The sequence below is a fragment of the Enterobacter sp. K16B genome (assembly GCF_020216105.1).
Classification (GTDB): Bacteria; Pseudomonadota; Gammaproteobacteria; order Enterobacterales; family Enterobacteriaceae; genus Enterobacter; species Enterobacter sichuanensis.
This window is the reverse complement of the sequence record NZ_JAIWJZ010000018.1, coordinates 1-24125: the sequence shown is the minus strand read 5'-3', so window position 1 is coordinate 24125 and position 24125 is coordinate 1. Positions and strand designations below refer to the sequence as shown.

The window sequence follows — 24125 nt, the reverse complement described above, 5'->3', positions numbered from 1 at the left end:
TGACGTCATGAACACCATAACAGACACAATGAATCAACGGATTAGCGCAAGAATTCGCCTCGAACGTGAGTCTCGCGGCTGGTCCCTGAGCGAGCTTGCTGACCGGGCAGGCGTCTCCCGCGCCATGATCCATAAGATAGAGCGTGGGGACAGCAGCCCGACAGCCACCTTGCTTGCCCGCCTGTCTGGCGCGTTTGGCATTAGCATGTCCACGCTGATTGCCCGGGCCGAAATGCAGGAAGGAAAGCTGCTGCGCCTGGCAAACCAGCCCGTCTGGCGCGACCCGCAGACGCACTACCTCCGCCGCCATGTTTCTCCCCGCACCGATCTGCCCATCGATCTTGTTCAGGTTGAACTGCCTGCGGGCAGCGATGTTCCGATGCCGGCATCTTCTTACGCGCTGGCACGTCAGCTTATCTGGCTGCAGTCCGGCGAGCTGGTGTTTCAGGAGGGCGATACGCGCCATGAGATGCGCGCCGGAGACTGTCTCGAACTGGGGCCGCCCAATGACTGCCGGTTCATCAATGAAACGAATGAACCCTGTATCTATCTGGTTGTACGGCTGAACCAGTCTGGCTCGTAATGCTAAGGCGAGAACGCCGTTCCTGCGCCAGGCTGTAATGACATTTGTACCAGAAGGAGATCCTGATGAATCAACCTGTTTCGCAAAATCGCCGCTGGGTCCTGGCTTCGCGCCCTCATGGTGCGCCAGTCGCGGAAAATTTTCGTCTGGAAACGCAACCCGTTCCTGAACCTGAGGCGGGGCAGCTTTTGCTTCGCACCGTCTGGCTGTCGCTGGATCCATACATGCGCGGGCGCATGAGCGATGCGCCATCCTATTCACCGCCGGTTGAGATTGGTGCGGTGATGGTGGGGGGAACGGTCAGCCGTGTTGAACACTCCCGACATCCCGATTTCAAACCGGGTGAGTGGGTGCAGGGCTATAGCGGCTGGCAGGAGTATGAACTTTCAGACGGCAGCGGTCTGGTGAAGCTTGGTGAAAATCCATCACATCCTTCCTGGGCGCTGGGTGTTCTGGGTATGCCGGGCTTTACTGCCTATATGGGGCTGCTGGATATCGGGCAACCCAAAGCCGGTGAAACGCTGGTGGTTGCGGCGGCAACAGGCCCGGTGGGGGCGACCGTGGGGCAGATTGGCAAAATCAAAGGTTGCCGGGTGGTTGGCGTCGCCGGTGGTGCTGAAAAATGTCGCCATGCCGTCGAGGTCCTCGGGTTTGACCAGTGTCTGGATCACCACGCGGCGGATTTCGCTGAACAACTGAAACACGCCTGCCCGAACGGCATTGATGTCTATTATGAGAACGTCGGCGGCAAAGTCTTTGACGCGGTCCTGCCGCTGCTGAATACCGCCGCACGCGTGCCGGTGTGTGGTCTGGTCAGCGGCTATAATGCGACGGGCCTGCCAGAGGGGCCGGATCGCTTGCCGCTTCTGATGGCGACCCTTCTCAAGAAACGCATTCGTATGCAGGGCTTTATCATCGGCCAGGACTACGGGCACCGCATTCAGGAGTTCCAGCAGGAGATGGGGCGCTGGGTACAGGAAGGTAAAATTCACTATCGTGAACAGGTCACGGACGGGCTGGAGAACGCGCCGGAGGCGCTGATTGGCCTTCTTGAAGGGCGGAACTTCGGTAAAGTCGTGATTAGCGTCGCGGACGACAATAAATAAAGAGTACTATGGCGGGGTTTCCCGCCATATTTATTTGTGAAGATACGATATATTGTCTTTAATTACTGGACATGGCATTTCGCGCCATCATCCCGGATGAGCCCGAAATCGATAAAAAATGACGTTTGCTTTTTTTGCAGTTTTTACGTACTCCCACCACCAGGCATGACGATACAGGATATATCGGACCAGCGTCGTTTTATTAAAACTGGCGTTTAAAAATAGCATTAAGTTTTAGCTACAGGAATTGAACATGCTTGATTTGGATCACTTAGAAAAAGCCCAAAGGGTCAGCCTTACTATGCAAGTTGAACTCAGTTTGAAAGGGGCGTTAATTACTGGCTCACTCAAACCTGGGGCACGACTGATAACGAAAGAGATCGCCGATAAATTAGGTACCAGTATTACTCCGGTTCGCGAGGCGCTTTTGCGGCTGGTCTCTTCTGGCGCGTTACACGCCACTCCCGCGCAGGCATTTCTGGTGCCAGAGGTGACGCTGGAGCGTTATAACGAGATTAACGCCATCAGAAAACAACTTGAGCCGATGGCCGTTGCCGCCGCCTGTCAGAATATGTCTGACACTAAGCTTGAGACGTTGCGCAAAATGTCAGACGCCTTCCATGAGGCCATGCGCAACGGGCACGTTCAGCAGGCACTGCATGCGAATCGCGTCTTGCGGTTTACGCTGTATCAGTATGCGGAAATGCCAACGCTTAACGCGCTAATTGAACAGTTATGGGTGCGTATCGGGCCCTGCATGAACTATCTGCATCAGGAACTCAACGACATCAAAGCCTCGACATATCACTATGACGAACTCCTTACCGCCCTTGAGCGAAGAGATGTTGAAGCCAGTCAGAAGGCAATTGATAAGTTGATTGATGAAGCCAATACTCTTTTACAGCGACAATATTTTAACTGAGAGATTATTTAACAGAGCGACTATATACCGCACCTGATTATTTATCTGATGAATAACTCCTGATGGTTTATTGCCATCAGGAGCGTTATTTTAGAGATAAAATAAACTTTTCTTATTACTTACTCGAAGCGATAAGAGACCGAGAGTCCTACACCGTAGTTACGTCCAGGTGCAGGCTCGTAATAACGACCGTTGGACTCGTTGACAATGACTGAGCCGACGTACTCTTTATCGAAGAGATTATCGACGCGACCAAAGACGTCCATGCCCCAGTTGCCATAGTTAAATTTATACCCGGTATTCAGTCCGACCACCGTATACGATGGCGCTTTCGCTGTGTTCTCATCGTCGGCCATGATATCGCTCATGTAACGCACATCTGAACCCGCGTACCAGCCTTCCTCCGGCTGCCAGCCAAACGAGGCGTAACCCATATTACGGGCGATGCCCGGCATCCGGTTACCGTTACAGTTCGTATCGCCGCATACGTTGGTGCGATAAGTGGCGTCCAGATAGGTCCACGCCATCTTCAGCTTCCAGTTTTCAGCGAACTGCTGATCGAGGGACACTTCGACACCCTGACGACGGGTTTTGCCGGCATTTTTATAGCTGGTACGGCCGCCAGAACTGGCATCCACCACGATCTCGTCATCCGTATCGGTACGGAACAGGGCGGCGGTCAGCAGGCCATTGCCGATGCGGGTTTTGCTGCCCACTTCATAGGTGTTGTTGGTGGACGGTTTCAGACCAATATTCAGCCCACCCTGGTTATCTGAACGGTAGGAAAGCTCGTTGATGGTTGGCGTTTCAAAGCCACGCCCGGCGGCGGCGTACAGGTTCCACGCGTCCGTCACGGCATACTTCACGGAACCGGCAGGGAGCCATTTGTGGTAGCTCGCGTCGCCGCTGTCATCGCCATTGCCCGGCGTCACGTAGTGGTCATTGGAATCAAACCAGACCGAGCTGTAGCGTACCCCGGCATCCACTGACAGTTTCTGCGTCAGCTGCCAGCTCGTTTGCAGATACGGATCGACGTTCCACATCAGATTGCGTTCATTGCGACGCTTATCACCTTTTACGCCGTAATCCGGTACGCCGTTATCCATGACGAAGTTCTCGTATCCGCGACGATCTTCGCTCATGTTTTCGTAGTTAAGACCGGTGGTGAAGGTCACCGGCACCAGCAGCTCGCCACGGTGCGTCCAGCGGGTATCAATCCCCTGATAGTGGCGCTGCATATCGATCACCCCACCGGAGTGGGAGGGTTTCAACTGCGGCTGATACGGAATCGACTGGTACTGCGTCATTTCACGCTCACCGGCGTACATAATCACACTGAGGTCGTCCTGGGTGCTGAGCTGACGATCGTAACGCAGGCCGGCCTGGGTCTGTTTGATGGTTTTACGCGTGTTGTACTGATCGCCGCGCGGGGACTGGCGCGGGTTGTCCCGCCACTCCTGATAGTTCAGTCCGCCCGGATCGTTGGCCTTCATGTCCACGCTGTTAAAGACCAACGTCAGCTTGCTGACGTCATCAATACGTACACCCAGTTTGGCGTTGGCAAGGTTCTTACGCGCGCCGCTGTGGTCGCGATAACCTTTAGTGGTGAAACGGGTGGTGGACACGGTGTAATCCACATCGCCCGCGTGGGTGCCATCACCCATTGCGCCAGTGGCTTTCATGCCGTAGCGCCAGGTCCCGTAACTGCCGTAGTAGCTGCTGGCTTCAATGGTCGGCGGCTGCTGTCCGGTCTGGGTATTGATGTTAATCACGCCGCCAGAGGCGTTGCCGTACAGGGCAGAGAAGGGGCCGCGCAGCACTTCAACACTCTCCACGCTTGAGAGATCGATGTTCGAGGTCTGACCCTGTCCGTCCGGCATGGTGGCCGGAATACCGTCTACGTACATACGGATGCCGCGCACGCCGAACGTTGAACGGGCACCAAACCCACGCATCGACAGCTGAAGATCCTGAGCATAGTTCTGCCGGTTCTGAATTTGCAGGCCCGGGACGCTGCCGAGAGATTCAGACAGGTTGATACGGGGAGCGGCATGGCGCATGTCGTCGCCATTGACGACGCTCACCGCGGCTGGAGTATCGAGTTCCGATACGGTTTGCGGCGTGGCGCTGACGATCATGGTCTGTTCTTCCGCGCTCATGGCGGTAAGGGGCGCAAAAATAACAGGAACCAGCAGTAGCGGAAGAGAAGCCTTATGGGCAGAAATGATTTTCATGAATAAAACCGGTTGTGGTGTATAAACGAACCAAATGGAACATGTCCATATATGTTAAAGGTTTTGTAAAAGTTTTGAAAACTATAACCGCACATTGCGTTAATGGAAGGCGAAGCGGGAAAGAAAATCTCCACATTTGATTCATTAATGATTACTATTCTCATTATCAAAAGGCGATGCCATGACGTTGCCTGCCGGAAGTGATGTCAGCAGAACCCCTCATTTCAGAAAAGGAATTGTTATGTCTTTACGTCATCTGTGCTCACCGCGCCTGAGCCTGTCACTGCTTTCAGCCACGTTACTGCTTGCCGGAACGTTCCAGGTTCATGCCGCCGAAGAGGTGCTGCGTAAAGCCGTGGGCAAAGGGGCGTATGAAATGGCGGTGAGCCAGCAGGAAAATGCCCTGTGGGTCGCGACGTCGCAAAGCCGTAAAACCGACAAGGGCGGCGTTGTCTATCGCCTCGATCCGGTTACGCTGGACGTGACGCAGGCGATTCACAGCGATCTCAAACCTTTTGGTGCCACTCTTGATAAGGCGACCCAGACGCTGTGGTTGGGCAACACTATCAACGGTGCGGTAACGGCCATCGATGCGAAAACGGGCGATGTAAAAGGGCGGCTGGTGCTGGATGGACGTCAGCGTAGTGACACCGTTAAGCCACTGCAGCCGCGCCAGCTGGTGGCCGATGACAGCACGAACACCGTGTACATCACGGGCGTGGGGAAAGAGAGCGTCGTCTGGGTGGTGGATGGTGCCACGCTGAAGCTGAAAGCGACCATTGCCAATACCGGGACCTATAGCACCGGCCTGGCGCTGGACGCGCAGGCGAAACGTCTCTATACCACCAATGCGGACGGCGAGCTGGTGACGATTGATACGGCCAGCAATAAAATTATCAGCCGTAAAAAGGTGCAGGATGACGGCAAAGAGCACTTCTACCTGAATCTGAGCCTCGACACTGCCGGTCAGCGCGCGTTCCTGACCGATTCAAAACAGCCGGAAGTGCTGGTGGTGAGCCTGAAAGAGGGCAGCGTGATCGGCAAAATCGCCGCGCCGGAATCGCTGGCCGTCCTGTTTAACCCGGCCCGCAATGAAGTTTATGTGACGCACCGTGAAGCCGGTAAGGTGAGCGTGATTGACGCCAAATCGTATAAGGTCACCAAAACCATCGACACGCCGGTCTACCCGAACAGCCTGGCGCTCTCAGCGGATGGCAAAGCCCTGTACGTGACGGTGAAACAGAAATCCACCCGTCAGCAGGAAGCCACCCAGCCTGACGATGTGATTCGTATCGCGTTGTAATAAAAAAAGGGAAGGCTAAATGCCTTCCCTTTTTGTTGACTGCGTATTAACGCGAGGTCTCTTCAACCAGCGGCGCGTCGTGTTTTTCATCATCAGGATGAACCGGCGCGGTGCTGTGGATCTCGTGAACGCGTTTACGCACGCCAAACCAGCCGGCAATCAGCAGCACGGCCAGCAGCGGAATGGTCGCGATGGTGTAGGTGCCGTTCGGGTAGTCGAACGCCATCAGCACCAGCACGCTGAACAGGAAGAGCAGGGTGAGCCAGGAGGTCACCGGTGCGCCAGGCAGCTTAAAGCTCACGTCAGCGGCTTTCCCTTCTTTGATCGCTTTACGCAGACGCATTTGACAGACCACGATAAAGCCCCAGGAGGCGATGATCCCGAGTGCGGCCACGTTCAGCACGATTTCGAAGACCTGAGACGGGACCAGGTAGTTCAGGAACACTCCGAAGACGTAGACCACCAGCGTGGCCAGAATACCGGCGTACGGCACGTGCTGCTTGCTCATCTTCGACATGAACTTCGGCGCAGAACCGCCCATCGACATGGAGCGCAGGATACGGCCGGTAGAGTACAGACCGGAGTTCAGGCTCGAGAGCGCCGCCGTCAGCACCACGATGTTCATGATACTGCCAACGTAAGGCACGCCCAGCTTAGAGAAGAAGGTCACGAACGGACTCTGACCCGCCTGATAGGCGTTCCATGGCAGCAGCAGAACCAGCAGGACCACGGAACCGACGTAAAACAGACCGATACGCCAGATCACGCTGTTGATGGCTTTTGGCACCATCGTCTGCGGATCTTTACATTCACCTGCTGCGGTACCCACCAGCTCGATGGAGGCAAAGGCGAACACCACGCCCTGAACCAGCACCAGCGCAGGCAGCAGACCGTGCGGGAAGAAACCGCCGTTATCGGTTATCAGGTGGAAGCCGGTGGCGTTGCCATCCAGCGGTTTACCGCTGCCAAGGAAGACGGTACCCACGACCAGGAACACTACGATGGCCAGCACTTTGACCAGCGCAAACCAGAACTCCATCTCCGCGAACCATTTCACGCCGATCATGTTCATGGTGCCGACAATGGCCAGCGCGCCAAGCGCAAAGACCCACTGCGGCACATCGCCGAACGCGCCCCAGTAGTGCATATACAGCGCAACCGCGGTGATGTCGACGATACCGGTCATCGCCCAGTTGACGAAGTACATCCAGCCCGCCACGTAGGCCGCTTTTTCACCGAGGAATTCACGGGCGTAGGAGACGAAGCTGCCGCTGGAAGGGCGATGCAGTACCAGTTCGCCCAGCGCGCGAAGAATGAAGAAAGAGAAGATCCCGCACACCAGATAGACCAGGGCGAGAGCCGGGCCAGCCATCTGCAGACGTGCACCCGCACCTAAAAACAGACCCGTTCCGATAGCGCCGCCGATGGCGATCATTTGAACCTGACGGTTGCCCATCGCTTTGTGGTAGCCCTCTTCGTGGGAGTTCAACCAGCGACGTTTAGCAGCATGATGATCGGCTGCGCTTTTATTGCTTGTTTTCATTGAGTTACCTGTTTGCCTGTCTGAACCATTATCGTGATAGTCCTGCCTGGCAGAATGCAATACAAACGATTGCTTCTGCGCAAACACATGTCGCCTTCCCAGTCATTCTGCGTATGGATAAGGCGAAACATGGCGAGGCATCCTACCTGCAATTCATAAGCGACGCAAAATATAACCGTGCCGAAAGTGATGCACGTCGAAGGAAATCGTGTGGTCAGAGCAGACGGGGATCACAACACGCTGAATCGTGGTGAGTTTTTAGTCAAAACAATTGCGGGGTTGATTATTTAATCATCAGATTCCCTTAATTATTACCAGATGGTATAAATTTTTGTTGCTGCAGGGCATTGAGCAGCAACCTGAACGCGGTAGTGTGCTGTCGACGGCTCGGATAATAAAGGTGATATCCTTCAAAAATGGGGCACCACGAATCAAGGACCCTGACCAGCCGTCCGTGATGAAGAGCGTCCAGAACCGAGGACTCGGGCACGTAGGCTAATCCGAGACCATTCTCCGCCGCATCGATGCGCTGCGACAGATTATTCAGCGTTAGCTGTCCTTCAACCCGCACGCGAATCTCACGCCCGTCGCGTCCAAACTCCCATTGATACAATCCCCCTCGCGTGGGCAGGCGCATATTGATGCAGCGGTGGTCAGCGAGCTGCTCCGGCACCTGCGGCACCCCAAAGCGTGCAAGATAATCAGCGGAACCGACGACGGCCATGCGCATGTCCGGAGCGATCCGCACCGCAATCATATCTTTTGCCACCTGTTCACCCAGGCGTACTCCCGCGTCGAAGCGGCCGTCCACGATATCCGTCAGGCCGTTATCGATCGTCACCTCGACGTTAATCTCAGGATATTGCGCCATAAACGTTTTCAGTATCGGCCAGAGCACGGCGTCCATCGCGTGCTCGCCGGCGACAATGCTGACCGAGCCAGCGGGTTTGTCACGGGCGCTACGAAGCGCCGTGAGTTCCTGCTCGATCTCCCGCAAATGCGGGCTTAAGCGCATAAAAAGCTGCTCACCCGCCTGGGTGGGCACCACACTGCGGGTTGTACGGGTTAAAAGGCGTACGTCTAACCGCGCTTCAAGCTTGCGCATGGCATGGCTCAGCGCCGATTGCGATACGCCCAGCTGCGCCGCTGCGCGTGTAAAGCTGCGCTCGCGGGCAACCACCATAAAAGAGAGCAGGTCGTTGAAATTGTCTTTTAGCATTGCGGTTGCCTCTATTTATGAATTTCAATCATATTTCCTATCTGATTATGCACGCTAATAGTTCGGATTGCTTTGCGCTACTGTTAACGCAACAGTTAACGAGGAGTACAACATGAAAATTATCCGCAGCGGTTCATTACCTTCAGCAAAGGGGCCAGAAGACTGGTTCACCGGCACCGTCCGCATTGACGCGCCCTTTCAGGCGACCGAACCTGCCCGCGTCGGCGGGGCAACCGTGACCTTTGAGCCGGGCGCACGCACGGCGTGGCATACGCACCCCCTGGGACAAACGCTGATTGTGACGCAGGGGCGCGGCTGGCTACAGGAGTGGGGCAAAGCGGCGGAAGTGCTGAATCAGGGCGATATCGCCTGGATCCCACCCGGCGTGAAGCACTGGCACGGGGCAAGCGCGCAAACGGCGATGACGCATATCGCCATCGCCGAATCGGAAAACGGCAGCCCGGTAGCGTGGATGGAAAAAGTCACCGACGAGCAGTACCCGAACGGCTAACCGCCAGACACGGCAATCGCCTGCTTAAGGCGCGTCGTGCACTTCGCCTCCCAGGGAAAATTGCCCTGCTGAAATAGCGTTTCGTTAAAAGGATGAAAACGTTATTATTTGGTCAGTTTTTGTTAACGGGCTGAGGCTTGAGTGAAAATTAACGTCATCGGAACCAGCGGAAGTGGAAAAAGCACGTTGGCGAAGCAGATTGCGGCCGAGCTGGACATTCCCTGTATCGAGATGGATCGACTCTACTGGCGCCCTGACTGGCAGGGAAGCCCGGACGACGTGTTTCAGGAAACGCTGGAGCAGGCGCTGCAGGCGTCGCCAGACTGGGTGCTTGACGGTAACTATAACCGCACGCGCCCGGTCAAATGGCGCCATGTCGATGTTGTGGTGTGGGTCGATTATGGGTTTACCCGCACCCTGTATCAGGCCGTCACCAGGGCCATCAAACGGGCCTGGCATAAACGGGAACTTTGGCCAGGCACGGGGAATAAGGAGAGTTTTCGCCGCGCGTTCCTGAGCAGAGAATCCATTATCATCTGGACGATAAAAACCTGGCGCAATAACCGCAGGCGTTATGAAGCCGATCTGCAAAACCCGCGCTACGCGCACATTCGCTTTGTCCGTATTACCCGCCGCAGTCATGTGGATGCGCTGATTGCCTCTCTGAAGACATATTCTTAGCGTGGTTTTATATATCTGTTTTCCGGCAAACTAAATGTAAATTAATTGTTTCTCAGTGGTGAAATACGCCTTTAATAATGTCGACATGTTAAGTCAAACGAGAACGCAACATGTCATGGCGAATCAGCATTCTGGATAAAAGCCCCATCGCTGAACACGAAACGGCTGCCGATGCACTGGCGCGTACCCTGGCGCTGGCGCAGCAGGCAGAAAATCTGGGCTATCACCGCTTCTGGATTGCCGAACACCACAACACCCCCCAACTTGCCAGCCCCTCACCGGAGCTGCTGATTGCCTGGATCCTCGGGCAAACCTCGCGCATTCGCGTCGGTTCCGGCGGCGTGATGCTTCAGCACTACAGCCCGTATAAAGTCGCCGAGAACTTCAACGTTCTGGCCGCGTTGGCGCCAGGCCGCGTGGATCTCGGCGTCGGAAAAGCGCCGGGCGGTCTGCCGCTCTCGACCCGCGCGTTGCAGCAGGGGCTGAATCAGCAGGAAAAGGGCAGTTTTGCCGAACAGCTGGCCCAGCTCAACCGCTGGATCCGTCCTGAACATCAGTCAACGGCGGAAGCCGTTCTGGCCACGCCGCTGCCGCCGTCGCCTGCGCAGGGTTTTCTGCTCGGCGCGAGTCGCGAAAGCGCGCTGCTGGCCGCCAGCCTCGACTGGCACTTTGTTTTTGCCGCACACCTGAATGGCGATCCGGATCTGCTGCGTGAGGTGATCGCCACCTGGCGTGAAAACAGCGTCCGCGATGTGATTGTGGCGGTGCAGGCGATTGTCGCACCGACGCAGGCCGAAGCAGACGCGCTGGCGCAGAAGGTGGAAGTGTGGGGCGTTGAGCTGGCCAACGGCCAGCGCGTCACGGTGGCCAGCGAAGAGCAGGCTTACGCCTTTGCGCGTCAGGCAGGGAGTGAGCCGGTACGCATTGCGCGTCGGGCGCAATCTCTGCTGGCGGGCACGGCGGAATCCGTGCTTGAACACCTTAACGCCCTCCATGAAACGTGGGGCATTGACGAATTTATTATTGATACCCCGGTAGCAGAGGGCGCCACGCGCGTGGCGTCGCTGCGTTTGCTGGCCGAGGCCCGTCTTAACAGGGAGGTTACCGTATGAGCTTTGGCGAACAACTGATTGCCTGGCGTCGCGAGCTGCACCAGAACCCGGAACTGTCCGGTCAGGAAGTCGAGACCACCGCACGCCTGCGCCAGTGGCTGACAACGGCGGGCATTACGCCGCTGCCTTACGATCTGCCGACCGGGCTGGTGGCGGAAATTGGTTCCGGCAACAAGCTGATTGCGCTGCGCGCAGATATCGATGCCCTGCCGATTGAAGAGCGTAGCGGCGTACCGTTTAGCTCGCAGCAGGCAGGGGTGATGCACGCCTGCGGACACGACATCCACACCAGCGTGATCCTCGGTGCGGCGTTAAAGCTGAAAGAGCGGGAAGCTTCGCTTAACGGCCGGGTGCGGATCCTGTTTCAGCCTGCCGAAGAGAACTTTGGCGGCGCGAAGAGCATGGTGCGGGCCGGTGCCCTGCGGGATGTCAGCGCGATTTTCGGTATGCATAACGAGCCCGGCCTGCCGGTCGGGGAGTTCGCCACCCGCGGCGGGCCGTTCTATGCCAACGTCGACCGCTTTGTGATTCGCATTACCGGCAAAGGCGCGCATGCCGCACGTCCGCATGAAGGTAACGATGCCATTGTGCTGGCGAGCCAGCTGGTGACGGCGCTGCAAAGCGTCGCCAGCCGCAACGTTAACACGCTGGATTCCGTGGTGCTGAGCGTGACGCGCATTGCGGGCGGCAACACCTGGAACGTGCTGCCGGAAAGCGTCGAGCTGGAAGGCACGCTGCGCACCCATCGCACGGAAGTGCAGCAGAACGTGAAAGCCCGCGTGGGCGAGATTGCCGCCGGGTTTGCCAGCGCCTTCAGCGCGCAGATTGATATTACCTGGTATGCCGGACCCACCGCGCTGGTCAATGACGAACGCTGGGCGGCATTTGCCACCTCGGTTGCCCGGGAGGCGGGCTATGAAACCCGGCACGCCGAGTTACACATGGGCGGGGAAGATTTCGCGGTCTATCTGCAGTCCATACCCGGTGCGTTTGTCAGCATTGGCAGCAACAGTGCGTATGGTTTACATCACCCGGCGTTTAACCCGGACGAAGCATTAATCGAGCCCGCTGCCCGCTATTTTGCACAGCTTGCGGAAAAAGCCCTGCAACACGTTTAATTCTGAAGAGGTGAATATGTCTGCACATCGTCAACTGCGGCTCGGGACCATTTTGCATGGTGCATCCGGGAATATGTCCGCCTGGCGCCACCCTGAGGCCATCGCCGATGCCAGTATCAATTTCGATTTCGTCAAAGCGACGGCATTAAAGGCGGAAGAGGGCAAACTCGATTTCTTATTCGTTGCCGACGGTCTTTATATTAACGAAAAATCGATCCCGCATTTTTTAAACCGCTTTGAACCATTAACGGTGTTATCTGCGCTGGCAAGCATCACCTCGCGCCTGGGGCTGGTGGGAACCTTATCCACCTCCTACAGCGAGCCCTTTACCACGGCCCGCCAGTTCGCCAGCCTCGACCATCTGAGCAATGGCCGCGCGGGCTGGAACGTGGTGACCTCGCCGCTGGAAGGTTCGGCGAAGAACTTCTCCCGTGAAAAACACCCTGAACATGCGCTACGCTACCGGATTGCCGACGAGTATCTCGACGTGGTGAAAGGGCTGTGGGACTCCTGGGAAGGAGATGCCTTTGTGCGCAACAAAGAGAGCGGTCAGTTCTTTGACCCGGCAAAACTGCACACCCTGGATCACCGTGGTGATTTCTTCCAGGTCGCCGGACCGCTGAATATTGGCCGTACCCCGCAGGGACGTCCGATTGTCTTTCAGGCCGGCGCGTCGGACGACGGGAAAAAACTGGCGGCGAAACATGCCGACGCTATTTTCACCCACCATGAAACCCTCGACGAGGCAAAAGCCTTTTACCGCGACGTGAAACAGCAGCTGGAAACTCACGGCCGCCGCCCGTCGGATTTGCATATATTCCAGGGCGTCAGCGTGATTGTGGGAAAAGATGCAGAGGACGTGGAAAACCAGTATCAAACCACGGCGGCGCTGGTGTCGATTAATGATGCCCTTAATTACCTCGGGCGTTATTTCGAACATCATGATTTCAGCCAGTATCCGCTAGACGAACCGTTCCCGGATATCGGCGACTTAGGCAAAAACAGCTTCCGCAGCACTACCGATGAGATCAAGCGGAACGCCCGCGAGCGCAACTTAACCCTGCGTCAGGTGGCGCTGGAAGCCGCTTCGCCGCGTCCACGCTTTTCCGGTACGCCGGAAGAGGTGGCAGACGGTCTGCAGGCCTGGTTTGAAGGCTATGCCGCCGACGGCTTCATCATTCAGGGCGGCACGCCGGACACCTTCCCGCGCTTTGTGGACCAGGTCGTGCCGGTTCTGCAGGCTCGCGGCCTGTTCCGCACCGACTACCCGGGCACCACGCTGCGCGAAAGCCTGGGTCTGGACCAACCGAAAAATCACTTCACACAACAATAAAAGAGAACACCGCTATGCAGAAAACATCGCTTATTCTGGCGCTCGCGCTGGCCTTTACCCCTGCCGTCTGGGCAGAGAATGTGAACATTAACGGCACCGGCGTGAGCATCGAGGCCAATAAAACGCCGATCAACACCGCCAAAAACGGCGATGCCATCGCCCGGTTGCCGAAAGACTATCGCTTTGCCGTACCGGGAAAATTTACCGTGGCGGTGGCGGGGCTTAACCAGCCGCCGCTGACGGTGTTTTCCGATGACAACAAAACGCTGTTGGGCAGCGAGGTCGACGTTGCTCGTCTGGTGGCGGACAGTCTCGGGCTGGAGCTGAACGTGGTGCCCACCTCGTGGGAAGACTGGCCGCTGGGGGTCGCCTCCGGCAAATACGATGCGGCCATCAGCAATATCACCGTCACCAAAGAACGCAAACAGAAATTTGATTTTGCCACCTACCGGAAAGACTCCCTCGGTTTCTACGTGAAGTCTACCAGTCCCATTACCTCGCTGCAGAAGGCGGAAGACATCGCCGGGCTGCGGATTATCGTGGGCTCCGGCACCAACCAGGAGTCCATCCTGCTGGCATGGAACGCGGAAAACCTGAAGAAAGGGCTGAAACCCTTTACCCCGATCTACACCAAAGATGATGCGGCTCAAACCCTGGCGCTGCAGTCCGGGCGTGCGGATGCCTACTTTGGTCCGAACGTGATTGGCGCATGGAAAGCGGCGCTGAACGGCAAAACCAAACTGGTGGGTAGCGTCGACGGCGGCTGGCCGAAGGCGGCGCATATCGCGGTGACGCTGAAAAAAGGCAGCGGGCTGGTTGAGCCGGTACAAATCGCGCTGAACGGCGTGATCAAAAACGGCGATTACGACAAAGTGCTGAACCGCTGGGGGGAAGGGGTTGAGCGCATTCCTCAGTCAGAAGTGAACCCGGCTGGCCTGGGTGATTAAGGAGGCGCTATGCGCGAACAATTTCGTGATGTCTCGCCCGAAGATGCCGAACTCCAGCCCATCATCGAGGGGCTGTTCGGGGAATATGCCGCCCGTTACGGGGACTACTTCTCTAAAGATGCGGAAGTGGAGCTGACGGAATGGTATTTAGCGCCGCAGGGACTGTTTATCGTCCTGGAACGTGACGGGGAAATTATCGCCACCGGCGCTTACAAGCCCTATGACGAACGGACCGCAGAGATTAAGCGTATCTGGACCAATAAATCCCTGCGTCAGCAGGGACTTGCCGGGCGAGTGGTGCAGGAGCTGGAGCGCAGGGCGGTGCTGGCGGGGTATAGCCAGATCTACCTGACCACCGGTTTTCGCCAGCCGGAAGCGGTCCGGCTCTATCTCAGCCAGGGCTATCAGCCGCAGTTCGATCTGAACCGGGATCCGGAAGAGTATAGCCAGCCGCCGTTTGATGGTCGGTTGCGTTTCACCAAAACGCTGGTACGCGAAGCGTTCAGTAAAACCGCATGAGGAACGACGATGAGCAACGTTGAAACCATAAAGGTGGTCCCGGCGCGTTATCCGCTGCGGACCGTCGGCGCCGCGGTGGCGCTGTTTGTCCTGGCGGTCGTAATTCAGTCCGTGGCTTTTAACCCGCGCTGGGAGTGGGGCGTGTTCGCCCGCTGGTTCTTCGACCCGGTGATCCTCGACGGTGTCGGTCAGACTCTGCTGCTGACGCTGATCGGCACCGCGCTGAGCGTCGTGTTTGGCGGCATGCTGGCCCTGGCGCGACTCTCTTCGTCCTGGCTGCTGAGCAGCCTGGCGTGGGCCTACATCTGGCTCTTCCGGTCGCTGCCGCTGATCGTAGTGCTGATCATCCTGTATAACTTTTCCTATCTCTACGACACGCTCTCGCTCGGCGTGCCGTTCACCGGCATCACCTGGGGCAGCTTTGAAACCATCAACGTGCTGGGGCAGTTCTCCACCGCGGTGGTGGGGCTGACGCTGGTACAGAGCGCCTATACCGCCGAAATTATTCGCGGCGGCTTCCTCGGCGTTGACCACGGGCAGTATGAGGCGGCTGCCGCGCTCGGCCTGCCGGCCTGGCGTCGTACGGTGCGCATCATTTTACCCCAGGCGCTGCGCACCATTCTGCCGTCGGGATTCAATGAGATCATCAGCCTCGCCAAGGGCACGGCGATGGTGTACGTCCTGGCGATGCCGGAGCTGTTTTATACCATTCAGATGATCTACAACCGCACCCAGGAGGTGATCCCGCTGTTGATGGTCGGGGCCGCCTGGTACCTGGTGATTACCACCGTCTTGTCCGCTATCCAGTACGGTGTCGAACGCGCACTTGCCCGTAGCGAACGCCGTTCTGCCGTTAACCAGAACCGAGCCACCCGGCGCAGCCGTTCTGTCACCGCCACGCCAGCACAGGAGCCCGTCCATGCCAGCCTCTCCTGAAGGACATATTTCGATTACCGGCGTCAGTAAATATTTCGGTCGCCATAAAGCCCTCGACAACGTCACGCTTGAGATCCCGCCAGGGTCCGTGACGGTGATCCTCGGGCCATCCGGGTCGGGCAAGTCGACGCTGCTGCGCACCATTAACCACCTGGAGCGCGTCGACGAAGGTTTTATCCAGATTGACGGCGACTACATTGGCTATCGCCGTCAGGGTGACAAACTCTTTGAACTGAAAGAGAAGGAGATCCTTAAGCAGCGGGTCAACGTGGGCTATGTGTTTCAGAACTTCAATCTCTTTCCGCACCTCACGGTGCTGGAAAACCTGATAGAAGCGCCGGTCGCGCATAAAAAGCTCAGCAAGAAAGAGGCGGTGGAAAGGGCCTACAGCCTGCTGGATGTGGTGGGGCTGCGGGATAAAGCGGACGCCTGGTCACGCCATCTTTCCGGCGGCCAGCAGCAGCGCATTGCCATTGCCCGCGCGCTGGCGCTGCGACCTCGGGTGATGCTGTTTGATGAACCCACCTCGGCCCTCGATCCGGAGCTGGTGGGTGAAGTGCTGGATGTGATCAAGAAGCTGGCCCGGTCCGGCACCACGCTGGTGGTGGTCACCCACGAGATCGGCTTTGCCCGGGAGGTGGCGGATCAGGTGGTGTTTATGGTCGACGGAAAAATTGTCGAGCAGGGCAGCAGCGACGAGGTTTTGAATCGTCCGTCGCACCCGCGAACGCGCCAGTTTCTCTCTAAAGTGCTGTAAGGAGCGACAATGAAATATGGACTTCTGGCGGGGCTGATCTTTTCAGCCGCCAGCCACGCCAGCATTGATTTAAAAGCCAACGAGCAGCCGCTGCCGGTGACGGTGGATCGGCAGGCTGTGGCGAAGATCCCCGCCAGTTACAAATTTGTTGAGCCGGGAACGCTGACGGTTGCCATCTCGATGCTGAACTCCCCGCCGCTGGCGCTGCTGGCCAGCGATAACCGCACGCGGATTGGCAGCGACCCGGATATCGCCCGCCTGCTGGCGGGCAGTCTGGGGCTGAAGCTGAAGCTGGTGCCGACGGCGTGGGAAGACTGGCCGCTGGGGATCGCCTCCGGGCGCTACGACGTGGCGCTTGTGAACATTGCGGTGACCGAACAACGTAAAGAGAAGTTTGATTTCGCCACCTACCGCGTCGACTCGCTGGCGTTTTCGGTGAAGTCGACCAGTGATATCCAGTCAATTAAACGTGCGGAAGACCTGGCGGGTAAAAAAGTGATTGTCGGCTCGGGCACTAATCAGGAACGTATTCTGCTGGGCTGGAACGAGGAGAACAAAAAGGCCGGACGCGAGCCTGCGCTGCCGGTTTATCTCCACGACGATGCCTCAGGCAATCTTTACATCCAGTCCGGCAGGGCGGATGTGTTCTTCGGGCCGCAGTCGGTCTCGGCGTATAAAGCGGCGCTGACCGGCAAAACCCGCGTGGTCGGTTTGGGGCCGAAGAAAGCTTATGTCGCCACCACGACCAAAAAAGGCAATCAACTGGTTTATGCCCTGCAGGCCGCGCTCAACGGTGCGATTGAGAGAGGAGAGTACCAGAAAGTGCTGGCGCGCTGGGGGGAGCAGGGCGAAGCGGTGGCGCAATCGGAGGTCAACCCGCCTGGGATAACCTACTAATGGTGCTCTACACTTAGGATTTTCACTCCTGAGGGGGCAACATGATTAAACTTTATGGCGTACCCGGCTGGGGCTCGGCAATCAGTGAAGTGATGCTGACCCTGGCAGATATTCCCTATCACTTTATCAACGTGGACGGGTTTGACCAGCCTGGTCCGCAGCGTGAGTTACTGCAAAAACTGAACCCGCTGTGTCAGGTGCCGACGCTGGAGCTCGAAAATGGCGCGATCATGACCGAAACGGCGGCAATAGCCCTGATGGTGCTCGACCGCTGTCCCGATCTGGCTCCGCCCGTGGGGCAGGCTGAACGTCAGCAGTTTCAGCGTCTGCTCATCTGGTTTGTGGCGAACGTCTATCCCACCTTCACGTATGCAGATTATCCCGAACGCTGGGTGCCGGACGCACCGGAACAGCTGCAGAAAAACTGCATTGAGTACCGGAAATCTCTCTATTTGTGGTTCGAAAACCAGCTCAGCGCGGCCCCGTTTGCGCTGGGTGAACGGCTGACGCTGCTGGATGTGTATATTACCGTGGCGCGTACCTGGGGACCTCGTCACGCCTGGTTTGCGGAAAATACGCCGAAGCTGACGGCCATTGCGGATACCGTATGTCAGTTGCCGGAACTGCACAAGGTGTTAAAGGCAAACAATATTATCTGATAACGTGGAACCCTCATTCACAATCGGAAGCCTGCACATGCCACACGTAGATATCAAATGTTTTCCCCGTGATTTAAACGACGAACAAAAAAACGCCCTGGCGGCGGATATTGCCGAGGTGATTATTCGCCATTTCAACAGTAAAGACAGTTCAGTGTCGGTGGCGTTGAACCAGGTGAATCCCGAGGACTGGAAAGCACAGGTCTGGGATACCGAAATAGGACCCAAGCTGGACGAACTGATCAAAAAGCCCGGCTATTCAATGTAAGATCGTCTGCCGGGGAGCGGCTTCGTCCTTCCCGGCTTTTCGCTTTTCGCAAAAATCGTAAAAATGCGTTTTGTCTTATCCGCTACACTTCACGTTTCTGACTGACATTTCATAAATCCTTAGGAAAGATCTTCAACAGAATCAGTTAAGGACAGACACGTTAAAGGATAATTTTCTGATGACAAAATTACCCCGGTTTTCACTCGCCTTTCTTCATCCCCGGTACTGGCTAAGCTGGACAGGCATTGCCGCACTGTGGCTCATCATGCTGCTGCCTTATCCGCTGTTGTTCCGGATCGGTCATGGCCTTGGCCGACTGGCGATGCGTTTACTCCCTCGCCGCGTCGCGATTGCCCGCCGTAACCTTGAACTCTGCTTTCCTGAGATGAGCGCGGACGAGCGCGAAACCTTGCTGCAGCGTAATTTCGAATCGGTAGGTATGGGCGTCATCGAAACCGGGATGGCCTGGTTCTGGCCTGCGTGGCGGGTGCGGAAATGCTTTACCGTGACCGGGTATGAGCATATGGAAAAGGCGCGTGAGAAAGGGAATGGGGTGGTGCTCGTTGGTATGCACTTTCTTACCCTTGAGCTGGGCGCGCGGATCTTTGGCATGCTTAACCCGGGCATTGGGGTCTACCGTCCCAACAATAATGCGCTGCTGGACTGGCTGCAGACCCGCGGGCGTCTGCGTTCCAATAAAACCATGCTCGATCGCCATGATTTAAAAGGCATGATCCGCTCGCTGAAGCAGAATGAAATCTTGTGGTACGCCCCGGACCATGACTATGGCAAAACCAATAGCGTCTTTGTGCCGTTTTTTGCGGTGCCGGATGCCGCCACGACGGCGGGCAGCTATATGCTGGTCAAAAGCGCACGGCCTGCCGTCGTCCCCTTCGTGCCGCGTCGCAGGGCGGACGGCTCAGGTTACGAACTGATTATTCTTGAGGATATCAGCGAGGCGCTGCAGGGCGGCGATAAAGAAGCCGTGGCGACGCAGATGAACAGGGCGATTGAGCACGCGGTACGGATGGCGCCAGAGCAGTATATGTGGCTGCACCGTCGCTTCAAAACGCGTCCTGAAGGGGTACCGGACCGCTATGCCCGCCAGAAACAGACGGCGACACGGCATGATATTCTCTCCGACGGCGATTTTTCTGACCGCTCAGGCGTACAGCACTGAAACCTCAGCGACGCCCTCACCCTGCGGTGAGGGCGTGACCGGCGCTACAGCGCGGAGCGGCGGTAAGGCGCATAGTCCGCCTGCCACCAGGTCTTCTCGATACGCGCCATCAGCTCCTCATCATCTATTGCCGGGGCAACGCCCTGTGCAATTGCGGCGCGGGCGACGGCAACGGCAATCTGACGTGAGACCGTTTCAATCTGATCTACCGCTGGCAGCAGTCCTCCTCTTTCTGTCGTCACCAGCGGAGACTGCGCGGCCAGGCTGCGGCTTGCCGCCATCAACATTTCTTCCGTCACCCGGCGAGCATCACAGGCCAGCACACCCAGTCCCAGGCCCGGGAAGATATAGGCGTTATTACACTGGGCGATCTCGTAGTGCGCATTCTCCCAGAATACCGGGGCGAACGGGCTACCGGTGGCGACCAGCGCGGCACCCTGGGTCCAGGCGATAAGATCCTGCGGCTGTGCCTCTGCCCGTGACGTCGGGTTAGAGAGCGGCATGATAATGGGGCGCGGACAGTGGCGATGCATCTCTTTGACAATCTCTTCGCTGAACAGCCCAGGCTGGCCGGAAACGCCAATCATCACTGTCGGATGCGCGTTCTTCACCACGTCCAGCAGCGAGATATTTTTCGCCTCTACCGGCCAGTGACAAACGGTTTCGCGGGCGGTAAGCAGGTTTTTCTGGAAATCGAGCAGGTTGGTCATGTCGTCGGTCAGCAGACCGAAGCGATCGACCATAAAGATCCGGCTGCGGGCTTCGGATTCGGTCAGACCGTCATCCACCATCAGCGCAACAATTTTTTCGGCGATCCCGCACCCCGCAGAACCGCTGCCGAGGAACACCACCCGCTGATCGCGTATGCGCGTGCCCGCGGCATGCGCCGCCGCAATCAGCGTACCGGCGGTGACGGCTGCAGTGCCCTGAATATCATCATTGAAGCAGCACAGCTGGTCGCGATAGCGCTGCAGCAGTCTGGTGGCGTTTTTCTGGGCAAAGTCTTCAAATTGCAGCAGCACATCCGGCCAGCGCGCCTTGACGGTACTGATAAACATATCCATAAATTCCGCGTACTGATCGTCGGTGATGCGCGGATGGCGCCAGCCCATGTACATCGGATCCTCCAGGTGCTGCCGATTGTTGGTGCCGACATCCAGCATAATCGGGAGGGTGGAGGCCGGATGGATCCCTCCGCAGGCGGTATACAGCGACAGCTTACCAATCGGAATACCCATGCCGCCAATACCCTGATCGCCGAGCCCTAAAATACGCTCCCCGTCCGTGACGACAATCACCCGAATGTCGTTGCGCGAGAAACTTTGCAGCATCTCATCGATACGGTGGCGGTTTGGCCATGAAATAAATAAACCGCGCGCACGACGATAAATGGTAGAGAAATGCTCGCAGGCTTCCCCTACGGTCGGGGTATAGATTATCGGTAACGTCTCTTTCAGATGCGAACGCAGAAGGTTGTAAAAGAGGGTTTCATTGGTGTCCTGAATATTGCGCAGATAAACATGGCGGGAAATATCGCTTTTAAAATGGCAGAACTGCATCCACGCACGTTCGGTTTGTTCTTCAATGGTTTCCACGTTGTGTGGCAATAAACCATGCAGATTAAAATGATCGCGCTCTTCTTTAATAAAGGCGAGACCTTTATTTAATAACGGATTTTCCAGCAGTACGGCTCCATTATAGGGCGTGTACAGAACTTCTTTGCGGGACATGGTTAACTCCTGAATTTATTAATAAAACAGATTGAGAAAACAAGCGGGCAGGCATGAAGTTTGAGGTTTTCATGTCGGTATTTTATCTGTTTTGTTGCAGCGCTAATCTAACGGTTCGCCTGCAGGGCAGGAGTGATAAGGGTCACAATCTCTCTGGTTTTATTAATTTCAAAAAGATTACCCGGATGGCTTTCATTAACTTTAGTTACATAATAATGAATTAAGTTATTTAAAATAAAAGAGCTGTGTTGTTCACATTTCCCTGCGTTTCTCCATGTTAATTTCGCGCTGAGCCTGTTTTAAGAAAAGGCCAGGTAAGTCATTATTTTTATATTAAAGAACATTTATTGCTATCAGGAATAGATTCCAGTTTATTCCTTTCTCTGTTTATCCGAACACAATTTTCAGGTGATTATATGAAAGATAATCCTGTACCGACTTCTGAACTGTCGTCCTCGCGTTTCGCCTTTGGCCTCAACAATACCGAGGTGGGCGCGGTTCCGCTGATGCTGTTTGTCGGGATCGCCGCCATTGTGGCGACGTCCGCCTGGGCAGGGCTGCTGCCGAAAAATATGATCGGTGGTCTCGCGGTCATCATGACGCTCGGTTTCGCGTTTGCCAAAGTAGGGCGTCAGATCCCCTTGCTGAAAGACATCGGCGGTCCGGCGATCCTCTGCCTGATGGTCCCCTCTGTGCTGGTCTATTTTGGCGTCTTCGGGAAACAGACCCTTGATACGGTGCATCTGCTGATGAAGGAGGCGAATCTGCTCTATTTCGTCATCGCCTGCCTGGTGGTCGGCAGTATTCTGGGGATGAACCGGGTACTGCTCATTCAGGGGATGATGCGCATGTTTGTTCCGCTGGTGGCGGGGACATTCATGGCCGTGCTGACCGGGCTCATTGTGGGCTCACTGTTTGGTTATACGCCTTACCACACCTTCTTCTTTATCATTGTGCCTATCATTGGCGGCGGGATTGGCGAGGGAATTTTACCCCTCTCCCTGGCCTATTCGGCCATACTGGGACAAACGCCGGATGTTTTTGTTGCGCAACTGGCACCCGCTGCGGTCGTGGGGAATATTTTCGCCATTGTGTGTGCAGGCTCGCTGGCGCGTCTCGGGACCAAACGTCCGGCGCTTTCAGGAAATGGCATGCTCACGCGCAGTAAAGAAGACACCAGCCTGTTTGCCGGGGCGCAAAGTGCTCAACAGACGGATTTTCATCTGATGGGGGGCGGATTACTGATGGTGTGCGCATTTTTCATCGTCGGCGGATTGTTTGAAAAACTGGTCCACATTCCCGGCCCGGTGCTGATGATTTTGATTGCGGTGCTGTGCAAATACTTCAACGTGATCCCGGCCTCCATGGAGCAGGGGGCGCACAGCTGCTATAAATTTGTCTCCGCTGCGCTGGTCTGGCCGCTGATGATTGGCCTCGGGATGTTATACGTACCGCTTGAGAGCGTGGTCTCAGTCTTCTCGGTGGGGTACGTGGTGGTGTGCGGTTCGGTGGTGATTGCGATGGCGCTGAGCGGCTACTTTATTGCGTCGCGTCTGAATATGTACCCTGTGGAAGCGGCCATTGTCACCTGCTGCCACAGCGGTCTGGGCGGGACAGGGGACGTGGCCATTTTGTCCGCCTCTAACCGGATGTCCCTTATGCCGTTTGCACAGATTGCGACCCGCATCGGCGGCGCGTCGACGGTGATCATCGCCACGCTGCTGATGGGGTGGATAATGTAACGTGCTGCGGGTAAGCCGGGTGACGTTGCCGGGCTTACCCCTTTGGTGTCGGCACAATCTGCACCTGGTGGGGTTTCACCTCATGACCCTGCGTATTCACATAGCCAATATGCAACGGATCGCCTGTCTCTTTATCCACCAGCGTTAAATGCGGTGCGGTGTGTAACACCTGTCTGTGTCCCCATTCCATCAGCGCCAGAAGTACCGGGGCAAGGGTGCGGCTTTTTTCGGTGAGCTGGTACTCATAGCGTTCCCGTGCCCCTTCTTCCCGGTAAGGTATTCGGGAGAGCAGCCCCAGCTCCGTCATCAGTTTCAAACGCGTCGCTAAGGTTTGTTTCGTGATCCCGGTATGGCTACGCATGGTTTCGAAGCGCGTCACGCCGTAAAACGCCTCCCTCAGGATCAGCAAAATCCATTGATCGCCCACGATTTTTGCCCCTTCAGCCAGACCGCACAGTTCGGGCGAGAGGTAAGGCAACGATTTTTCTTTTGACACCTGCGGGTTTCCTTTCTAATCTGAGTATGATTTTTAGACCTTGGTTATTAGGGAGAATACAATGCCTTTTGTGAATGTACAAACGATTAAAGGGATCATGAACGACGAGCAGAAGAGCGAGCTGCTGCGCCGGATGACGGACTTGATGGTGGAAATCGAGGGGAGAGGGGATCCTGAGTTCCGTCGCTCGGTCTGGATCCGTATTGATGAGCATGACCCTGAGCAGTGGAGCCTCGGAGGATTACAGCCAACCGCTGAAATGATTGCGAAGACATTCGCGACAACACAGCCGTCCTGATGCAAAGCCGGGAGGTGTAATCGCCTCCCGG

22 protein-coding genes and 1 pseudogene are annotated in these 24125 nt (G+C 56.4%); 18 read left to right on the top strand and 5 right to left on the bottom strand.

Annotated features, from left to right (window positions below; genetic code table 11):
- The first annotated feature begins 7 nt into the window (after positions 1–7).
- The 3 genes from LDK53_RS04550 (at position 8) to LDK53_RS04540 (ending at position 2611) form a co-directional block, all read left to right on the top strand.
- Entirely contained in the window at positions 8–583 is a 576-nt protein-coding gene (locus LDK53_RS04550) for a helix-turn-helix domain-containing protein (protein WP_025759136.1), read from the top strand.
- A gap of 65 nt (positions 584–648) precedes the next feature.
- Positions 649–1689 (top strand): NADP-dependent oxidoreductase, encoded by a 1041-nt coding sequence (locus tag LDK53_RS04545; RefSeq protein WP_225284693.1) that lies wholly within the window; start codon positions 649–651, stop codon positions 1687–1689.
- 253 nt (positions 1690–1942) lie between these two features.
- On the top strand, positions 1943–2611 hold the full coding sequence (locus LDK53_RS04540) for a GntR family transcriptional regulator (protein WP_104557376.1): 669 nt from the start codon (positions 1943–1945) through the stop codon (positions 2609–2611).
- Between the two features lie 119 nt (positions 2612–2730).
- Here the strand turns inward: LDK53_RS04540 and pqqU are convergent, their stop codons facing one another.
- Positions 2731–4845 (bottom strand): TonB-dependent receptor PqqU, encoded by a 2115-nt coding sequence (gene pqqU / locus LDK53_RS04535; protein WP_225284692.1) that lies wholly within the window; start codon positions 4843–4845, stop codon positions 2731–2733.
- 241 nt (positions 4846–5086) lie between these two features.
- Between pqqU and LDK53_RS04530 the strand changes: the two genes are divergently transcribed.
- Entirely contained in the window at positions 5087–6148 is a 1062-nt protein-coding gene (locus LDK53_RS04530) for a YncE family protein (RefSeq protein ID WP_225284691.1), read from the top strand.
- Between the two features lie 46 nt (positions 6149–6194).
- On the opposite strand, the gene ansP is transcribed toward LDK53_RS04530, so the two are convergent.
- Entirely contained in the window at positions 6195–7691 is a 1497-nt protein-coding gene (gene ansP, locus LDK53_RS04525; RefSeq protein WP_008501774.1) for an L-asparagine permease, read from the bottom strand.
- Between the two features lie 304 nt (positions 7692–7995).
- Positions 7996–8910 carry a LysR family transcriptional regulator gene (locus LDK53_RS04520; RefSeq protein WP_095449034.1) on the bottom strand — a complete coding sequence of 305 codons (915 nt, stop codon included), beginning with the start codon at positions 8908–8910 and terminating at the stop codon, positions 7996–7998.
- Positions 8911–9022: 112 nt separating this feature from the next.
- Between LDK53_RS04520 and LDK53_RS04515 the strand changes: the two genes are divergently transcribed.
- From LDK53_RS04515 to LDK53_RS04460, 12 genes and pseudogenes are all read left to right on the top strand, one after another.
- Positions 9023–9421, top strand: coding sequence for a cupin domain-containing protein (locus LDK53_RS04515; RefSeq protein WP_025759145.1), 399 nt, complete (start codon positions 9023–9025; stop codon positions 9419–9421).
- 141 nt (positions 9422–9562) lie between these two features.
- Positions 9563–10102, top strand: a complete 540-nt coding sequence (locus tag LDK53_RS04510) for an AAA family ATPase (RefSeq protein WP_225284690.1) — start codon at positions 9563–9565, stop codon at positions 10100–10102.
- Between the two features lie 110 nt (positions 10103–10212).
- Positions 10213–11214, top strand: a complete 1002-nt coding sequence (locus LDK53_RS04505; protein WP_225284689.1) for an LLM class flavin-dependent oxidoreductase — start codon at positions 10213–10215, stop codon at positions 11212–11214.
- Complete coding sequence (locus LDK53_RS04500) at positions 11211–12332, top strand: amidohydrolase (protein WP_025759146.1); 1122 nt, start codon at positions 11211–11213, stop codon at positions 12330–12332. The genes LDK53_RS04505 and LDK53_RS04500 overlap by 4 nt, the downstream gene beginning before the upstream one ends.
- A 16-nt stretch (positions 12333–12348) precedes the next feature.
- A pseudogene (locus tag LDK53_RS04495) lies at positions 12349–14612 on the top strand (NtaA/DmoA family FMN-dependent monooxygenase).
- Between the two features lie 9 nt (positions 14613–14621).
- Entirely contained in the window at positions 14622–15131 is a 510-nt protein-coding gene (locus tag LDK53_RS04490) for a GNAT family N-acetyltransferase (protein ID WP_045285035.1), read from the top strand.
- A gap of 9 nt (positions 15132–15140) precedes the next feature.
- Positions 15141–16067 (top strand): amino acid ABC transporter permease, encoded by a 927-nt coding sequence (locus LDK53_RS04485; RefSeq protein WP_045285034.1) that lies wholly within the window; start codon positions 15141–15143, stop codon positions 16065–16067.
- Positions 16051–16824 carry an amino acid ABC transporter ATP-binding protein gene (locus LDK53_RS04480; protein WP_045285033.1) on the top strand — a complete coding sequence of 258 codons (774 nt, stop codon included), beginning with the start codon at positions 16051–16053 and terminating at the stop codon, positions 16822–16824. Before LDK53_RS04485 ends, LDK53_RS04480 begins: the two co-directional genes overlap by 17 nt.
- A gap of 9 nt (positions 16825–16833) precedes the next feature.
- Entirely contained in the window at positions 16834–17721 is an 888-nt protein-coding gene (locus LDK53_RS04475) for an ABC transporter substrate-binding protein (protein WP_095440589.1), read from the top strand.
- A 41-nt stretch (positions 17722–17762) separates the two neighbouring features.
- Complete coding sequence (locus LDK53_RS04470) at positions 17763–18380, top strand: glutathione S-transferase family protein (RefSeq protein ID WP_225284688.1); 618 nt, start codon at positions 17763–17765, stop codon at positions 18378–18380.
- A gap of 37 nt (positions 18381–18417) precedes the next feature.
- A complete protein-coding gene (gene pptA / locus LDK53_RS04465) occupies positions 18418–18648 on the top strand; it encodes a tautomerase PptA (protein WP_025760198.1) in 231 nt (76 codons plus the stop codon).
- 178 nt (positions 18649–18826) lie between these two features.
- Positions 18827–19828, top strand: a complete 1002-nt coding sequence (locus LDK53_RS04460) for a Kdo(2)-lipid IV(A) acyltransferase (protein WP_225284685.1) — start codon at positions 18827–18829, stop codon at positions 19826–19828.
- A 44-nt stretch (positions 19829–19872) separates the two neighbouring features.
- Here the strand turns inward: LDK53_RS04460 and LDK53_RS04455 are convergent, their stop codons facing one another.
- Entirely contained in the window at positions 19873–21558 is a 1686-nt protein-coding gene (locus LDK53_RS04455) for an NAD-dependent malic enzyme (RefSeq protein WP_225284684.1), read from the bottom strand.
- Between the two features lie 416 nt (positions 21559–21974).
- Here LDK53_RS04455 and LDK53_RS04450 point away from each other — a divergent pair, with 416 nt between their 5' ends.
- The gene (locus LDK53_RS04450) at positions 21975–23300 is read left to right on the top strand and encodes a 2-hydroxycarboxylate transporter family protein (protein WP_047958696.1); all 1326 of its coding nucleotides are present in this window, start codon (positions 21975–21977) and stop codon (positions 23298–23300) included.
- Positions 23301–23334: 34 nt separating this feature from the next.
- On the opposite strand, the gene LDK53_RS04445 is transcribed toward LDK53_RS04450, so the two are convergent.
- Positions 23335–23796, bottom strand: coding sequence for a winged helix-turn-helix transcriptional regulator (locus LDK53_RS04445; protein ID WP_025760194.1), 462 nt, complete (start codon positions 23794–23796; stop codon positions 23335–23337).
- A gap of 61 nt (positions 23797–23857) precedes the next feature.
- Between LDK53_RS04445 and LDK53_RS04440 the strand changes: the two genes are divergently transcribed.
- Complete coding sequence (locus tag LDK53_RS04440) at positions 23858–24094, top strand: tautomerase family protein (protein WP_025760193.1); 237 nt, start codon at positions 23858–23860, stop codon at positions 24092–24094.
- Positions 24095–24125: the final 31 nt, after the last annotated feature.

Coding starts and splice junctions, on each gene's coding strand:
- LDK53_RS04550 (WP_025759136.1), top strand. CDS start 8: ATGAACACCATAACAGACACAATGAATCAACGGATTAGCGCAAGAATT.
- LDK53_RS04545 (WP_225284693.1), top strand. CDS start 649: ATGAATCAACCTGTTTCGCAAAATCGCCGCTGGGTCCTGGCTTCGCGC.
- LDK53_RS04540 (WP_104557376.1), top strand. CDS start 1,943: ATGCTTGATTTGGATCACTTAGAAAAAGCCCAAAGGGTCAGCCTTACT.
- pqqU (WP_225284692.1), bottom strand. CDS start 4,845: ATGAAAATCATTTCTGCCCATAAGGCTTCTCTTCCGCTACTGCTGGTT.
- LDK53_RS04530 (WP_225284691.1), top strand. CDS start 5,087: ATGTCTTTACGTCATCTGTGCTCACCGCGCCTGAGCCTGTCACTGCTT.
- ansP (WP_008501774.1), bottom strand. CDS start 7,691: ATGAAAACAAGCAATAAAAGCGCAGCCGATCATCATGCTGCTAAACGT.
- LDK53_RS04520 (WP_095449034.1), bottom strand. CDS start 8,910: ATGCTAAAAGACAATTTCAACGACCTGCTCTCTTTTATGGTGGTTGCC.
- LDK53_RS04515 (WP_025759145.1), top strand. CDS start 9,023: ATGAAAATTATCCGCAGCGGTTCATTACCTTCAGCAAAGGGGCCAGAA.
- LDK53_RS04505 (WP_225284689.1), top strand. CDS start 10,213: ATGTCATGGCGAATCAGCATTCTGGATAAAAGCCCCATCGCTGAACAC.
- LDK53_RS04500 (WP_025759146.1), top strand. CDS start 11,211: ATGAGCTTTGGCGAACAACTGATTGCCTGGCGTCGCGAGCTGCACCAG.
- LDK53_RS04490 (WP_045285035.1), top strand. CDS start 14,622: ATGCGCGAACAATTTCGTGATGTCTCGCCCGAAGATGCCGAACTCCAG.
- LDK53_RS04485 (WP_045285034.1), top strand. CDS start 15,141: ATGAGCAACGTTGAAACCATAAAGGTGGTCCCGGCGCGTTATCCGCTG.
- LDK53_RS04480 (WP_045285033.1), top strand. CDS start 16,051: ATGCCAGCCTCTCCTGAAGGACATATTTCGATTACCGGCGTCAGTAAA.
- LDK53_RS04475 (WP_095440589.1), top strand. CDS start 16,834: ATGAAATATGGACTTCTGGCGGGGCTGATCTTTTCAGCCGCCAGCCAC.
- LDK53_RS04470 (WP_225284688.1), top strand. CDS start 17,763: ATGATTAAACTTTATGGCGTACCCGGCTGGGGCTCGGCAATCAGTGAA.
- pptA (WP_025760198.1), top strand. CDS start 18,418: ATGCCACACGTAGATATCAAATGTTTTCCCCGTGATTTAAACGACGAA.
- LDK53_RS04460 (WP_225284685.1), top strand. CDS start 18,827: ATGACAAAATTACCCCGGTTTTCACTCGCCTTTCTTCATCCCCGGTAC.
- LDK53_RS04455 (WP_225284684.1), bottom strand. CDS start 21,558: ATGTCCCGCAAAGAAGTTCTGTACACGCCCTATAATGGAGCCGTACTG.
- LDK53_RS04450 (WP_047958696.1), top strand. CDS start 21,975: ATGAAAGATAATCCTGTACCGACTTCTGAACTGTCGTCCTCGCGTTTC.
- LDK53_RS04440 (WP_025760193.1), top strand. CDS start 23,858: ATGCCTTTTGTGAATGTACAAACGATTAAAGGGATCATGAACGACGAG.